The following is a 14,055-nucleotide window of genomic DNA, read 5'->3' on the forward strand; positions in this document are numbered from 1 at the left end:
CGGGGCTGGTCAGACCGACCCGGCTTTGACCGTCATGACGCGGTCTGCGATAGCGGGCAGATTCCGGAAGGCGTCGAAGGTGCAGGCCGTGACCAGCTGATCCACCGGGGTTTTCCGGTATCCCTGCGTGAAAAGGGCAAAGTCGATGCCCGCTCGCTGCGCCGTCTCTGCATCGACCTCGCTGTCGCCCACATACATCCGCGAGGTCCCGCCCAGGGTTTCAAAGGCGTGGTGCAAGGGGGCCGGGTCGGGTTTTCGGACGGGCAGAGTATCACCGCCTACGACGATGTCGAAATATTGCATCAGATCCAGCGCTTCGAGGATCTGCAGCGCCGGGGCCCGGAATTTGTTGGTACAGACGCCAAGGCGAATGCCAGCCTCCTGCAGGCGCGTAAGGCAGTCGGTCACGCCTGGGTAGGGCTGCGACAGGTCGGCGGGATGCGCTGCGTAATACGCCATCATCCGGGTGATGGCGAGGTTCTCATCGGCTTCGGGGATGCCGCTGTCGCGCATGACCAGCCGGACAAGGTTCGGTATGCCATTGCCGATAAAGCTGGTCACCCGCGCCAGCGTCAGCGGCGGCTTGCCAAACTCTGCCAGCATTTGGGTCACGGCGGCGTGGATGTCGGCGGCACTGTCCACCAGCGTTCCGTCAAGGTCGAAAACGATTGCGCGGCTCATGCGGGATCCTTCCATTTGATCGAACAGCCCATCGACGGCACTTGATCCGCCGGGCCCTGGCCGGTGTCTGCGATCTGTCGCATGGCCTCAAACAATTCGCGCCGGGCGCCTTCCGGCGCCGGATTGCGCCCCGATGCATCGAGGCGGCCCCGGTACTGCAGCGCGCCTGCGGCGTTGAAGCCAAAGAAATCCGGTGTGCAGGCGGCATTCCAGCTGCGAGCGACGCTTTGATCTGCGTCATGCAGATAGGGAAAGGGAAAGGCTCGGTCACGGGCCAGTTCGACCATCTTCTCGAAACTGTCGCGGGGATAGGTTTCCGCGTCATTGGAACAGATCGCCGCCATCCCGATGCCCAAGGTTTGCAGGTCGCGGGCATCCCGTTCGATCCGGTCCAGCACCGCGATCACATAGGGGCAGTGATTGCAGATGAACATCATCAGCGTGCCCTTGGGGCCTGCAATATCCGTAAGGCTGTAGGTCTTGCCATCGGTGGCGGGCAGGCGGAAATCCGGCGCGCGCCAGCCGAAATCGCAAACGGGAGGGGAGACGGCCATATCTTGATCCTTTTGTCAGACGGTTTGCGCCGTGGGCAGAAGGGGTGCGAGCGCCTCAATGCCGCCGAGGTGAGTGACATCCGGGACCACGCATTCGGCGCCGGTGAAATCATCGTCGCCTGTGTAGACCGACGGGGTGACGATACAGGCCAGTCCGGCGGCGTCGGCGCTGCGTAACCCGTTGCTGCTGTCCTCAAACGCAAGGGCGTTTTCCGGGGCGATGTCCAGACGTTTCAAGGCCAGCTCATAGACATCCGGCGCGGGTTTCTTGGTAGCGACCTCGTCGCCGCAGGCAATGACCGGGAAAATACTGTCGGCAGGCGCGCCGAAACAGGCATGGCAAAGGGCATCGACATTGGGGCGGCTGGTGGTGGTGGCAATGGCCGCGGTCAGCCCTGCATCCTTTGCCTCTGTGATCAGCGCGGCAATGCCGGGGCGCAGGTCTAACCCGCCGTCGCTCATCAGGCGCACATAGCCATCCGTCTTGGCCTTGTGCAATGCGGCAATGTCGATGGCATCGGGGGCAAGGCCGAGGTTTCGCATGTGGTGGGCGATCCGCTCCTTGCCGCCGGTAGTCTGAAGCAGGCGGCGATAGTCGTCCTGGCTCCAGTGCCAGTCGAGGCCTTCTTCGGCGAATGTCTCGTTGAAGGCGCGCCGATGCAGCTCCTCGGTTTCGGCCAAGGTGCCATCCACGTCGAAGATCAGCGCCTCAAGCGGCATTGGCCGCTTCGCGGATGGCGCGGATGTTTTCGCCATAAACGCCCGGGTTGTCGACCGAGCCGCCCTTGAAGACAGCGGATCCCGCGACCAGCACATCGGCACCTGCCGCGCGCACCTTGGGCGCGGTTGTGGGATCAACGCCGCCGTCAATCTCGATATGCACGGGGCGGTCGCCGATCATCTGGCGCAGGGCCGTGATCTTCCCCGTCATGTCGATGAACTTCTGCCCGCCAAAACCGGGGTTCACCGTCATCACGCAGATCAGATCGGTGAGGTCCAGAAGATGCGCCACAGCCTCGGCCGGGGTGCCGGGATTGAGGGCGACGCCTGCCTTCATGCCCGACGCGCGAATGGCCTGCAGGGTGCGGTGGATGTGCGGTCCGGCCTCGATATGGGCGGTCAGTACGTCAGCGCCTGCGTCCGCGTAGGCGTCAATGTAGGGATCGACCGGCGCGATCATCAGATGCACGTCCATCACCGTCTTCACATGCGGGCGGAAGGCTTTGACCGCCATCGGTCCAAAGGTGAGGTTGGGGACGAAGTGACCATCCATCACGTCGACATGCACCCAGTCGGCGCCTTCGGCCTCGATGGCCCGGATTTCCTGCCCGAAGTTGGCGAAATCGGCGGAAAGAATGGAGGGCGCGATCTTCACGCTGCGGTCAAAGGACATCGGGGGCCTCGTCATATCGGGGAGGGGCAGGGGGCGCGAACGCCCCCCGGATTCGCTTTTCGCGGGAGAGATCAGACCGCCAGCGCGCCGCTGCCGTAGCGTTTTGCCATCTCATCCAGATCGATCGGCGCAATCTTCGCGGCGTTGCCCGCCGTGCCGAAGCGTTCAAAACGGTCAAGGCAGAGTTTTTCCATCTCTTCCATCGCGGGGATGGTGAACTTGCGCGGGTCGAACTCGGTCGGTTTTTCCTGCGCGACCTTGCGGAACTGGCCGGTGATGGCCATGCGGTTATCCGTGTCGATATTGACCTTGCGCACGCCCGACTTGATGCCGCGCTCGATCTCTTCGACCGGCACGCCATAGGTTTGGGGCATCTCGCCGCCGTATTCGTTGATCAGGTCTTGCAGGTACTGCGGCACGGACGACGATCCGTGCATCACCAGATGCACATTGGGGATCTTGGCGTGGATCGCCTCGATCTGGCTGATCGCCAGGATATCGCCGGTGGGCTTGCGGCTGAACTTATAGGCGCCGTGGCTGGTGCCGCAGGCGATGGCAAGCGCATCGACTTGTGTCTTGGCAACAAAGTCCTTGGCCTGATCGGGATCGGTCAGAAGCTGTTCCTGGCTGAGTTTGCCCACCGCGCCCGATCCGTCCTCTTCGCCCGCCTCACCGGTTTCCAGCGAGCCAAGCACGCCCAGCTCGCCCTCGACAGAGGCACCGACCCAATGGGCCATGCGCGAGACACGCTCGGTGATGTCGACGTTGTATTCGTAGGATGCCGGTGTCTTCATGTCCGCCTCAAGCGAGCCATCCATCATCACGCTGGTAAAGCCGTGGCGGATGGCCGACAGGCAGGTCTGTTCGTTGTTGCCATGGTCCTGATGCATGCAGATCGGGATATGGGGGTACATTTCCACCAGCGCCTGGATCATGTGCCGCAGCATGATATCGCCGGCATAAGAGCGCGCGCCGCGGCTGGCCTGCAGGATCACCGGGCTGTCGCATTTCGCGGCGGCTTTCAGGATCGCCAGACCCTGTTCCATGTTGTTGATGTTGAAGGCCGGCACGCCGTAGCCGTGTTCGGCGGCATGGTCGAGCAGTTGACGAAGAGTGATAAGTGCCATGAAAACCTCTTGGGCCTGTCTCAGGCCGCCTGAGCCGCGCCTTGCAGCGCCGCGATGCCGGGGAGCGTCTTGCCCTCCAGCCATTCCAGAAAAGCCCCCCCGGCGGAGGAGACATAGGTGAAATCGCCAGATACACCGGCCGTGTTGAGGGCTGCAACCGTATCCCCGCCGCCTGCGACAGAAACAGCCAACCCTTGCCGGGTCAGATCGGCGGCTGTCTGTGCCAGATGCCGGGTCGCAAGGTCAAAGGGAGAGAGTTCAAACGCCCCCAGCGGCCCGTTCCACAGGATCGTCTTACAAGAGGTCAGCACCGACTGGAACCGTTTCAACGCGCGCGGGCCTGCGTCCAGGATCATGGCGCCTGTCGGGCAGGCATCTGCCGGGGTGATGTCATAGGCTGCACCGGCGGCAAAATCATAGGCGGCCACCACATCCTCGGGCAGATGCAGGGTGCAGCCTGCCTTTTTTGCCAGCGCGCGGATTTCACGTACCGTGTCGATCTGGTCTGCCTCGTGCAGCGAACGGCCCATCGGCGCGCCATCGGCAAAGAGAAAAGTATTGGCCATGCCGCCGCCGATGATGATGTGATCGACCTTTTGAACGAGGTTCTTCAGCACCGCGATCTTACTGGAGACCTTGGCACCGCCCACCACCGCCACCGCAGGGCGTTTCGGGCTATCCAGCGCCGCCGACAGGGCCTCGATCTCTTCGATCATCAGCGGGCCTGCCACGGCGGGCAGCAGATGGGCGAGGGCTTCGGTCGAAGCATGGGCACGATGCGCACAGGAGAAAGCATCGTTCATGTAGATATCGCCAAGCTTGGCCAGCTGCGCGGCAAAGGCAAGGTCATTGGCGGTTTCCCCGGCATGCAGGCGCAGGTTCTCGCAGAGCATGACCGTGCCATCCGTCAGACCCCGGCTGCGGGCGACTGGCTGTTCTCCGATTAAGTGCGGGCAGAAGCGGACCGGGCGGCCCAGCGCCTGTGCCAAGGCTGGGATCAGCGGTTCGACGGAATGCGGCCCGGCCTCGGCGCCCGGCTCGGGGCGGCCAAAGTGGGTCAGGATTACCAGCCGTGCCCCAGCGGCGAGAAGCGGTTTCATGCCCCCGGCAAAGCGGCGAATGCGGGTGTCATCGCTGACGGCTCCCTCCTCATTCATCGGCACGTTGAGGTCGGCGCGCACCAGAATGCGGCGGCCCTTGACCGAGGTAAGATCGATCTGCGGCAGGTCCATCACTGAAGTCTCCCCATGGCATTGGCCGTATCCGCCATGCGGCAGGAAAAGCCCCATTCGTTGTCATACCAGGCCATCACCCGCACCAGACGCGCGCCCAGAACCTTGGTCTGGTCGGCAGCGAAATTGCAGGAATGGCTGTCGTGGTTGTAATCGATCGAGACCTTCGGCTCGGTCTCGTAGCTGATGATCTGCTGCATGTTTCCTGCCGCGGCCTCGGCCATGATGGCGTTCACCTCGTCCTCGGTCACATCACGACCCGCCATGAAAGTGAGATCCACGGCTGATACATTCGGGGTGGGCACCCGAATGGCGGATCCATCCAGACGGCCCGAGAGTTCCGGCAGAACCTCCCCAATGGCCTTGGCCGCACCTGTGGAGGTGGGGATCATCGACATCGAGGCCGCACGGGCGCGATAGAGATCCTTGTGGCGCCGATCCAGCGTCGGCTGATCGCCTGTGTAGGAATGGACCGTGGTGACAATGCCGCTGTCGATGCCGATGGCGTCATTCAGAACCTTGGCCAGCGGTGCAAGGCAGTTGGTGGTGCAGGAGCCGTTGGAAACCACCAACTCATCGCTGCGCAGATCGCGGTGATTGACGCCGTAAACCACGGTGCGGTCGGCGTTCTTGGCGGGGGCCGAGATCAGCACCTTGCGCGCGCCCTGTTTCAGGTGGACCGAGGATTGCTCCTTGGAGTTGAAGACGCCGGAGCATTCCAGCACCACGTCCACCCCGTCCCAGTCGAGTTCCTCGGGGTTGTAGGTGGAGAAGACCTTGATCGGGCCACGGCCCAGATCCAGCGTGTCGTCATTGACCGCAACCGGATGCGGAAATCGCCCGTGTACGCTGTCATAGCGCAGAAGATGCGCGTTGGTTTCAATCGGGCCGGTGGCGTTGATCTTCACCACCTCGATATCGTTGCGACCGCTTTCGATGATATGGGCCAGGGTGCAGCGTCCGATGCGGCCAAAGCCGTTGATGGCGACTTTCGTGGTCATGCCTTCGTCCTTTTCTCGATCTGTCGGCGGGCCGAGGCGGCGATGGCCTCAGCCGTTATGTTGAAGTGGCGGTAAAGCTCCTCGGCGGGGGCGGAGGCGCCAAAACCAGTCATCCCGACAAAGCCGTCGCCACGTTCCAGGAACAGCTCCCAGCCCTGTCGAATGGCGGCCTCGACGCCGACCCGGGGCGCGCTGCCACGCACGGCGGCGCGGTAGTCCGGCGATTGGGCCGCGAAAGCCTCGAAACAGGGGGCAGAGACCACGGCGGCCTTGATCCCGTCTGCTTCCAACAGATCGGCGGCCTCCATGGCAATCTCTACTTCCGATCCGGTGGCAATCAGGGTCACGTCCCGCGCGCCGCCGCCGCGCAGCACATAGGCGCCGCGCGCCGTCATATTCTCGGCGCTGTGGTTGCGGCGCAGGGTGGGCAGGCCTTGGCGCGACAGGCATAGGACCGTGGGGGTGGTGTCCGAAGTCGCCGCCATTTCCCAGGCTTCGGCGGTTTCCACCGCATCGGCGGGGCGGATCACGTTCATGTTCGGCATCGCGCGCAGCGAGGCGATGGTTTCCACCGGCTGATGCGTGGGGCCATCTTCGCCAAGGCCGATGGAATCATGGGTCATCACGTATGTGACGGGCACCCCCATCAGGGCCGAGAGCCGCATGGCGGGGCGGCAGTAATCGGCAAAGGCGAGGAAAGTACCGCCATAGGTTCTGAACCCGCCGTGCAGGGCGATGCCATTCATCGCGGCGGCCATGGTGTGTTCGCGGATGCCGTAATGGATGTAATCGCCGCTGAAATCTTGTGCCGTCACCGGGCGCATGGCGCTGCTGCGGGTGTTGTTCGATCCCGTCAGATCCGCCGAGCCGCCCACGCTGTTGGGCAGGGTGGCATTGACCACCTCCAGTGCCATTTCGGAGGCCTTGCGGGTCGCGACCTTTGGCGCATCGGCACTGAGCTGGGCCTTATAGGCGGTGATCGCGGCGTGTAGCGCCTCTGCGTTCGGCGGGGCCATGGCCGCGTCGAACTCCGCTGCCTTTGGTGAGTGCTCCTTGCGTGCCTGCCAGTCTTTCCGGGTCTTGGCGCCGCGTTTTGCCACGTCTTCCCAGGCGTTGCGCACACCATCGGGGATAACAAACGGCGCATGGGGCCAGTCGAGTGCGGCGCGGGTGGCGGCGATTTCCTCGGCACCCAGGGGGGCGCCATGCACCTTGTGGCTGCCCCCCATGTTGGGGGCGCCCTTGCCGATCACCGTGCGGCAGGCAATCATCGAGGGGCGATCATCGGCGCGTGCGGCGGCGATGGCGGCGGCGATTGCCTCGGGCGCGTGACCATCCACCGCCTGAACATGCCAGCCAGCGGCCTCGAACCGCTGTTTCTGGTTCATCGAGGTCGATAAATCCGTGGGCCCGTCGATGGTGATCCGGTTGTCGTCCCAGAAGACGATCAGCCGCGACAGGCCAAGGTGCCCGGCCAGATCGATGGCCTCATGGCTGATCCCCTCCATCAGGCAGCCATCCCCGGCCAGCACATAGGTGTAGTGATCGACCAGATCATCGCCAAACCGCGCCTGCATCATGCGTTCGGCCAGCGCCATGCCGACGGCGGTCGAGATCCCCTGGCCGAGCGGGCCGGTCGTGGTCTCGATCCCTGCGGCATGGCCGTATTCGGGGTGTCCCGCCGTGCGCGCGCCCATCTGGCGGAAGTTGCGCAGCTGAGCGGCGTCCATATCCGTGTAGCCGAGCAGGTGGTGGATCGCATAGACCAGCATGGAGCCATGTCCCGCGCTCATCACGAAACGGTCGCGGTCGGGCCAGTCGGGGCGGGACGGGTCGATCCTGATGAAGCGGTTGAACAGCACCGTTGCCACATCCGCCAGACCCATCGGCGCGCCCGGATGGCCGGAGTTCGCAGCCTGCACCGCATCCATGGTCAGCGCGCGGATGGCATTGGCCATCAGGGTTTCATCGGCTTTCACCGGGGTTTGAACATTCATGAGAGGTCTCCTCAGGCACGTTTGGCTTCGCGGACCAGGCGGATCACCATCGGCGTAAAGATCAGCTGCATCGCCAGATCCATTTTGCCGCCGGGGATCACCAGGCTGTTGGCGCGGGTCATCCAGCTGCCCTCGATCATCGACATCAGATAGGGGAAATCGATACCGCGCGGGTTCTTGAACCGGATCACCACCAGGCTTTCGTCCGGAGTGGGGATCCAGCGCGCCACAAAGGGGTTGGAGGTATCCACCACGGGCACGCGCTGGAAATTGATATCGGTCTCGGAAAACTGCGGGCAGATGCAATGCACATAGGCCTGCATCCGGCGCAGGATGGTCTCGGTCACGGCCTCGGTGGAATAGCCGCGCGATTCCCGGTCGCGGTGGATCTTCTGGATCCATTCGAGGTTGATCACCGGGACCACGCCGATCTTGAGATCAGCCAGCGCAGCGAGGTTCACATTGTCGTTCACCACCGATCCGTGCAGCCCTTCGTAGAACAGAAGATCGGAATCATCGGGGAAGGGCGCCCAGGCCGTGAATTCCCCCGGGGGGACGCCGGTCCGCTTGGCTTCCTCGGCGTCGTGCACATAGGTGCGGGTGCGCCCTTTGCCAGTCTGGCTGTAGTCGCGGAAGACCCGTTCCAGCTCCCCGAGCTCATTGGCGTCATAGGAGAAATGCGAGAACGTGTGATCGCCGTCGGCCTGTCGGCGTTCCAGCTCGGCCCGCATATCGGCGCGGTTGTAGCGATGAAAGGCGTCGCCTTCGATCGAGACGGAGGTAATGCCTTCACGGCGGAAGATCTGGTCGAAGGTCTTTTTCACGGTCGAGGTGCCCGCGCCGGAAGACCCCGTGACACTGATGATCGGGTGTTTGGTGCTCATGTCGATGTCCTGAAGGTGTGGGGATCAGGCGCGGAACAGTCCGCGCAAGCCAAAGAGAGCGGATGTCTCCTCGTCCGGCAGATCGTGATAGGTGGCGACCCGTGCCACCTTGTTGGACGAGCCGAAGACAAAGGGGGTACGCATGTGTAGCGTATCGGGGACCGCATCCAGGATCGGGTCCTGCCCGTCGGTGGCCCGTCCGCCTGCCTGTTCGATCAAAAAGGCGATGGGCGCGCATTCGTAGACATAGCGCAGCCGCCCCCGGCCATAGCCCTGCCGACCATCAGCGGGATACAGAAAGATCCCCCCTCGTGTCAGGATACGGTGGGTCTCGGCCACCAGGGAGGCAATCCAGCGCATGTTGGAATCGGCGCCGCTCGGCCCTTCGGTCCCTGCCACGCGGTCGTCGATATAGGCGCGGATCGGTTTGCTCCAGTGGCGGTAGTTCGAGGTATTGATGGCGTATTCGTTGGAATCCGGCGCGATCTCGGCGACCTGTCCCAGCAGACGGAATGTACCGCTCTGCGGATCCAGCACGTATTTGAGCACCCCGTCGCCCAGGGTGACAATCAGCGCGCATTGCGGCCCGAAGATCGCATAGCCCGAGGCGAGAAGATCCCGGCCGGGTCGCAGAAACGACGCCTCGGGCGTGTCCGCAGCCGGATAGATGCCAAAGATGGTTCCGATGGACACATTTGTGTCGATGTTGGAGGAGCCATCCAGCGGATCGATGGCCACGGCAAATTGCCCCTTGGGGTTCATGGTGACGACCGTGTCCTGCTCTTCCGAGGCATAGTGACGGACATCGCCTTCGCGCAGGGCGGCCATGAAGGCCTCATCGGCGATCACATCCAGCGCCTTTTGCGCGTCTCCATCGGTGTTGGTGCCCGCCGCTCCGGCAAGGTTTTCGTCGATCCCGCCGCGCGCAATGCGCTGGGCAAGCTCGGCAGCGACACTGGCCAGCCGGTCCAGTTCTGCAACAAGCGCAGGCTCGGCCCCCTGGGGCACCTGATCAAGAGTTTTCATGTGATTGTCCTCCCTGACGCGACAAAGCTTGCAAAAAATGATTTTTTAAGGAATTTAAAAAATAGAAATAACGATTAGGAGTTTTCGAATTTGCGGTTCGACGCCATCACTCTCAAACAATTGCGCGCGCTTCTGGCGGTGGCGGACACAGGCTCCCTGACCATGGCGGCCGATCTTTTGCATCAAACGCCACCGACAATTCACAGCCAAATCAAGAACCTGGAAGGCGCAGTTGGAGAGGCATTGCTACAGAAGGCTAGCGATGGTTCGGGGTTTCAGCCCACCCTTGTCGGGCAGGAGATGCTGGCCGCCGCACAACGGATCGAAGCGAATTTGTCGCATGCAGAGCGGCAGATCACCGCTCTGACCCAGGGGCGGCGCGGCCATGTGGTGCTGGGAACGGTATCTACGGCGAAGTATTTCGTGCCCCGTCTGGTGCGGCTATTGCAGGACCGAATCCCTGACGTGGAAATCTCGCTGCGGGTGGCCAACCGATCCGATGTGATGCAGGCGCTGAACCGGGGGGACTATGACCTGGCAATCATGGGGCGGCCACCGCGCGGGGTGATCCATCGGGCGATCCCGCTGGGGCCGCACCCGCATGGCATCGTGCTGCCGCCGGATCATCCGCTGGCGCAGGAAGACGGATATGATCCGCATCGGCTGCTGCAGGAAACCTTCCTTAGCCGCGAGGAAGGGTCAGGCACCCGGATCCTGATGGAGCGGTTTATCGAACGGCTGGCGGAGGGGCATAGTCCCAACAAGGTGGTGATGCCCTCGAACGAGACGATCAAGCAGGCAGTTCTGGCGGGGCTGGGGATTGCGTTCCTGTCGCTGCACACCGTGCATGACGAGGTCACATCGGGGCGGCTGGCGCTCTTGCGCGGGCGGGATCTGCCGGTGATGCGGCATTGGTATCTGATCACCGGCGCCGCAGAGGCAGATCATGTGTCTCCGGCGACGGAAATGTGCGCGCAGGAAATCGACGCCTTGTCAGGCGTTTACCTGCCAAAGTTCGACTTGTAGCGTTCGGTGCCGTGATCTCAGCGGGTCAGCGCCGCATAAAGCTGCGGCAGGCGTTCCGGCAAGCGCTCGACCCGGTCCAGGATCATCGCGCCACGCGGGCCAAAGATCCGCTGTACATAGGCATCGGCACCAGGGTCCAGCGTCAGGCAGAAGGGGGTGATGCCGCTTTGGCTGGCTTCCTCCACCGCGCGGCGGGTGTCGGCGCGCAGGTATTGCGGATCGCGCACGTCGATATCTGCGGGCGCGCCATCGGTCAGAACCAACATAAGCTTGCGCGTGGCCTTCACCCGCTTCATTTGCGCCGTCGCGTGGCGGATCGCCGTGCCCATGCGGGTCGAGAGCCGCCCTTCAGCGCCCATCAGGCGGGCGGTGGCCAGATCCTCCCACGGCTGGTCGAAATCCTTGAACCGTTCATAGTAGACCTGCGCGCGCCCGTCCGAGCAAAAGCCATGGATGGCAAAGGCATCGCCGACCCGGTTGATCGCCTCTGACAACAGCACACAGGCCGATTTGGTCAGATCCATCACGGTGGAGCCATCGCCCACCGGATCATTCGTCGACTCCGACAGATCCAGCAGCACCATGACGGCGGTGTCGCGCGTCTTGTGCACCTGGCGCATCATCACACGCGGGTCGGGCTGGCGGCCCAAGCGTATGTCGATGGCGGCGGTGATGGCGGCTCCGATGTCTATGACGTCGCCATCCTCCAGCTTGCGGATGCGCTGCATGCCCTGCGGGCGCATGGCGTCCAGCCGGTGCTTCAGCCGCTCCATCACCGGGCGATGTTCGGCGAGGATCGCCTCCGCCCCGGTCGGGTCGCCCAGACGCGGGCGCCGTTCCAGCACCGTGGCCCAGGCCGGGCGCATCATCTGGATGGTGTGGTCGAATTCATCATACATCACCGGCGGTGCCAGCGGTTCGCGGCCTTCCTTCTCGTTGAAGCTTTGACCGTCGTCATCAAAGATTTCCGCCGATTGCACCCAGATTTCCTGTGCGTCCTCGCCTGCGGTTTCGACCTCCACCTCGTTTACCATTTCGCTGACCGAGACGTATTTGCGCACCTGTGGCGGCGGGGCGAATTCCGTGTCGAACTCCAGCTCCTCGAACTCCCACAAGAGCCGGTTATCGCAGCGATAGGGGCAGGAAGGATGATCGGTATAAGCAGAATAGGGCTGGCCGCGCAGGCGTTCGGCAAGGCGCAGGCCCAGATTGCGGGCAGCCTCCGCATCTGCCAAGTCAAACAGCGCGAATTCGCCCCGAACCCAGGACGCAAGATCGCTTTCGGGCGCCTGATCTGGCAACAACAGCGCGCGGGCGATGCGGTCGAACTCTCCCGCGATGCCGGGGGCGGTGTCCTGATGAAACGGCGCCCAGAGATCGCGCAGCCGGGGCAGGCGGGCGATGGCAAGGGCCTCCGCGCGGGCATCCTCAATGAGGCCGATCATGGCCGTCTGTAAGGCGTTCAGCCCTTCGCCCTGAATGGGTTTGCGCAGACAGGCAAGATGCGCAGCCAGATGGGCGGCCTGCGCGCGGTATAGATCCAGCGCCGCCTCATCCTGCCAGTCATCCAGCGCATCGGGCAGGTGCAGGCTGTAGGCCTCATAGTAGGGGCGCAGGCCCGTACGATCCTCGAAATCACCTGCGGTGGGCGTCAGCATGAAATCCCGCCCCCAAAGGGCGCGCAGGTACATCATCAACCGCCGCTGTACATCCACCAGAAGCGTGCCCTTGCGCTCACGCTGAATGACGGCGCGGCTTTCCTCGGTTTCCAGCGAGAAATATGCGAGCAGTTCCTTGAAGTTGGTCCGGTGCGCCTCCACGCCCCAGTCGGCCCAGCGGCGCAAGCCCCCAAGGGTCAGGACCTCCAATAGGTCGGACAGGTGTTCAAGCATCGGGCGCACGGCGCGGGGCGCGCGGGCCAGAAGATGCTCCAGAAAACGCAAATAGGCCATGAAAAGCGTGGCATCGCCCAGCCGCATCGCCGCCTGCGGAGATGTCTCCAGCAGCCGGGCAATCACCGCGCCGGAGGTGCGCGAGGCAAAGCCAAGGAGCAGAGGCAGCAGATCGCCAAGGACATCCTCGCCCAGATCACGGGCAAGGGCTGGCGCGGCTTCAATCCAGGCAATGACAGGATCCGAGCCCCGGCCCAATTGCATCAGCGCTTCACAGCCGCGCAACCAGGTATCCAGCGCACGCGGCGACAGTTTGCGCCGCGCATTGGGCAGGGTGGCCAGCAGGACCTCGGCGACCTCACCCGGCAGGCTGTTCAGCAGCGCTGCACGGTCTTCGGGCAGGGTCTCAGAACCAGGTTGCGACAGCGGCATCGAGAGCATCGCGCATATCCGGATCATCAGTGATGGAGTTGACCAGCGCCATGGAGCAGGCGGCGCGCGGCGCAATGCCGCCCTTGATCAACCGGCCGGCGTGGATCAGCATCCGGGTGGACACCCCTTCGTCCAGCCCGTGCCCTTTGAGGTTGCGGGAGCGCGCGCCGATTTCGACCAGCTTGCCGGCGGTCTCACTGTCAATGCCTGCCTCATGGGCCAGGATCTCGGCCTCGGTCTCCCCTTCGGGCCAGGTGAAGTTCATCGCCGCAAAGCGTTGTTTTGTCGACTGTTTCAGGTCCTTCATCAGGGACTGGTAGCCGGGGTTGTAGCTGATCACGATCAGGAAGTCGGGGTGCGCCTGAAGAAGCTCCCCTTTCTTTTCCAAGGGCAGAACACGGCGGTCATCGGTCAGCGGGTGAATGGCGACGGTGGTGTCCTGGCGGGCCTCCACCACCTCATCGAGGTAACAGATCGCACCGTGGCGGGCGGCAAAGGTCAGCGGGCCGTCCTGCCAGCGGGTGCCGTCGGCATCCAAGAGATAGCGGCCCACCAGATCGGAGGCTGTCATGTCCTCGTTGCAGGCCACGGTGACCAGCGGGCGGCCCAGTTTCCAGGCCATATGTTCCACGAACCGCGTCTTGCCGCAGCCGGTCGGCCCTTTCAGCATGACGGGTATACGGGCATCCCAGGCGGCGGTGAACAGCTCCACCTCGTCGCCGGTCTGCCGCCAGAAGGGCGCATCGGTGACGCGAAATTCGTCAAGCATGTCTTTCATGGCGGGCTCCTCCTGCTGGGCTTGGAATTTGC

Annotated in this window: 13 protein-coding genes; 1 reads left to right on the forward strand and 12 read right to left on the reverse strand. The window is 63.4% G+C overall.

Annotated features, from left to right (window positions below; all coding sequences use genetic code 11):
• Positions 1-9: 9 nt before the first annotated feature.
• From gph to SM766_RS13870, 10 genes are all read right to left on the reverse strand, one after another.
• Positions 10-681 (reverse strand): phosphoglycolate phosphatase, encoded by a 672-nt coding sequence (gph, locus tag SM766_RS13825; protein ID WP_368948135.1) that lies wholly within the window; start codon positions 679-681, stop codon positions 10-12.
• Complete coding sequence (locus tag SM766_RS13830; protein WP_368948136.1) at positions 678-1,235, reverse strand: thioredoxin family protein; 558 nt, start codon at positions 1,233-1,235, stop codon at positions 678-680. Before SM766_RS13830 ends, gph begins: the two co-directional genes overlap by 4 nt.
• A 15-nt stretch (positions 1,236-1,250) precedes the next feature.
• Positions 1,251-1,955, reverse strand: a complete 705-nt coding sequence (locus SM766_RS13835) for an HAD family hydrolase (RefSeq protein ID WP_368948137.1) — start codon at positions 1,953-1,955, stop codon at positions 1,251-1,253.
• A complete protein-coding gene (gene rpe / locus SM766_RS13840; RefSeq protein ID WP_368948138.1) occupies positions 1,945-2,628 on the reverse strand; it encodes a ribulose-phosphate 3-epimerase in 684 nt (227 codons plus the stop codon). The genes SM766_RS13835 and rpe overlap by 11 nt, the downstream gene beginning before the upstream one ends.
• A gap of 71 nt (positions 2,629-2,699) precedes the next feature.
• Entirely contained in the window at positions 2,700-3,755 is a 1,056-nt protein-coding gene (gene fba / locus SM766_RS13845) for a class II fructose-bisphosphate aldolase (protein ID WP_368948139.1), read from the reverse strand.
• Between the two features lie 20 nt (positions 3,756-3,775).
• Positions 3,776-4,987 (reverse strand): phosphoglycerate kinase, encoded by a 1,212-nt coding sequence (locus SM766_RS13850; RefSeq protein WP_368948140.1) that lies wholly within the window; start codon positions 4,985-4,987, stop codon positions 3,776-3,778.
• On the reverse strand, positions 4,987-5,988 hold the full coding sequence (gap, locus tag SM766_RS13855) for a type I glyceraldehyde-3-phosphate dehydrogenase (protein WP_065270436.1): 1,002 nt from the start codon (positions 5,986-5,988) through the stop codon (positions 4,987-4,989). The genes SM766_RS13850 and gap overlap by 1 nt, the downstream gene beginning before the upstream one ends.
• Positions 5,985-7,985 (reverse strand): transketolase, encoded by a 2,001-nt coding sequence (gene tkt, locus SM766_RS13860; RefSeq protein WP_368948141.1) that lies wholly within the window; start codon positions 7,983-7,985, stop codon positions 5,985-5,987. Before tkt ends, gap begins: the two co-directional genes overlap by 4 nt.
• An 11-nt stretch (positions 7,986-7,996) precedes the next feature.
• A complete protein-coding gene (locus SM766_RS13865; RefSeq protein WP_368948142.1) occupies positions 7,997-8,869 on the reverse strand; it encodes a phosphoribulokinase in 873 nt (290 codons plus the stop codon).
• A 24-nt stretch (positions 8,870-8,893) separates the two neighbouring features.
• Positions 8,894-9,895: a class 1 fructose-bisphosphatase gene (locus SM766_RS13870; RefSeq protein ID WP_368948143.1), complete on the reverse strand. Its 1,002-nt coding sequence runs from the start codon at positions 9,893-9,895 to the stop codon at positions 8,894-8,896.
• 90 nt (positions 9,896-9,985) lie between these two features.
• Between SM766_RS13870 and SM766_RS13875 the strand changes: the two genes are divergently transcribed.
• Positions 9,986-10,921, forward strand: a complete 936-nt coding sequence (locus tag SM766_RS13875; RefSeq protein WP_368948144.1) for a LysR family transcriptional regulator — start codon at positions 9,986-9,988, stop codon at positions 10,919-10,921.
• 17 nt (positions 10,922-10,938) lie between these two features.
• On the opposite strand, the gene SM766_RS13880 is transcribed toward SM766_RS13875, so the two are convergent.
• Together SM766_RS13880 and SM766_RS13885 are read right to left on the reverse strand one after the other, a co-directional pair.
• Positions 10,939-13,254, reverse strand: coding sequence for a VWA domain-containing protein (locus tag SM766_RS13880; RefSeq protein ID WP_368948145.1), 2,316 nt, complete (start codon positions 13,252-13,254; stop codon positions 10,939-10,941).
• The gene (locus SM766_RS13885) at positions 13,220-14,023 is read right to left on the reverse strand and encodes a CbbQ/NirQ/NorQ/GpvN family protein (protein WP_368948147.1); all 804 of its coding nucleotides are present in this window, start codon (positions 14,021-14,023) and stop codon (positions 13,220-13,222) included. Before SM766_RS13885 ends, SM766_RS13880 begins: the two co-directional genes overlap by 35 nt.
• Positions 14,024-14,055 lie beyond the last annotated feature (32 nt).

The organism is Pseudophaeobacter sp. A-200-2 (assembly GCF_041008815.1).
Classification (GTDB): Bacteria; Pseudomonadota; Alphaproteobacteria; order Rhodobacterales; family Rhodobacteraceae; genus Phycobacter; species Phycobacter gallaeciensis_A.

What these genes read in the sequence shown, in the direction of transcription:
- gph (WP_368948135.1), bottom strand. Translation starts at nt 681, where the DNA reads ATGAGCCGCGCAATCGTTTTCGACCTTGACGGAACGCTGGTGGACAGT.
- SM766_RS13830 (WP_368948136.1), bottom strand. Translation starts at nt 1,235, where the DNA reads ATGGCCGTCTCCCCTCCCGTTTGCGATTTCGGCTGGCGCGCGCCGGAT.
- SM766_RS13835 (WP_368948137.1), bottom strand. Translation starts at nt 1,955, where the DNA reads ATGCCGCTTGAGGCGCTGATCTTCGACGTGGATGGCACCTTGGCCGAA.
- rpe (WP_368948138.1), bottom strand. Translation starts at nt 2,628, where the DNA reads ATGTCCTTTGACCGCAGCGTGAAGATCGCGCCCTCCATTCTTTCCGCC.
- fba (WP_368948139.1), bottom strand. Translation starts at nt 3,755, where the DNA reads ATGGCACTTATCACTCTTCGTCAACTGCTCGACCATGCCGCCGAACAC.
- SM766_RS13850 (WP_368948140.1), bottom strand. Translation starts at nt 4,987, where the DNA reads ATGGACCTGCCGCAGATCGATCTTACCTCGGTCAAGGGCCGCCGCATT.
- gap (WP_065270436.1), bottom strand. Translation starts at nt 5,988, where the DNA reads ATGACCACGAAAGTCGCCATCAACGGCTTTGGCCGCATCGGACGCTGC.
- tkt (WP_368948141.1), bottom strand. Translation starts at nt 7,985, where the DNA reads ATGAATGTTCAAACCCCGGTGAAAGCCGATGAAACCCTGATGGCCAAT.
- SM766_RS13865 (WP_368948142.1), bottom strand. Translation starts at nt 8,869, where the DNA reads ATGAGCACCAAACACCCGATCATCAGTGTCACGGGGTCTTCCGGCGCG.
- SM766_RS13870 (WP_368948143.1), bottom strand. Translation starts at nt 9,895, where the DNA reads ATGAAAACTCTTGATCAGGTGCCCCAGGGGGCCGAGCCTGCGCTTGTT.
- SM766_RS13880 (WP_368948145.1), bottom strand. Translation starts at nt 13,254, where the DNA reads ATGCTCTCGATGCCGCTGTCGCAACCTGGTTCTGAGACCCTGCCCGAA.
- SM766_RS13885 (WP_368948147.1), bottom strand. Translation starts at nt 14,023, where the DNA reads ATGAAAGACATGCTTGACGAATTTCGCGTCACCGATGCGCCCTTCTGG.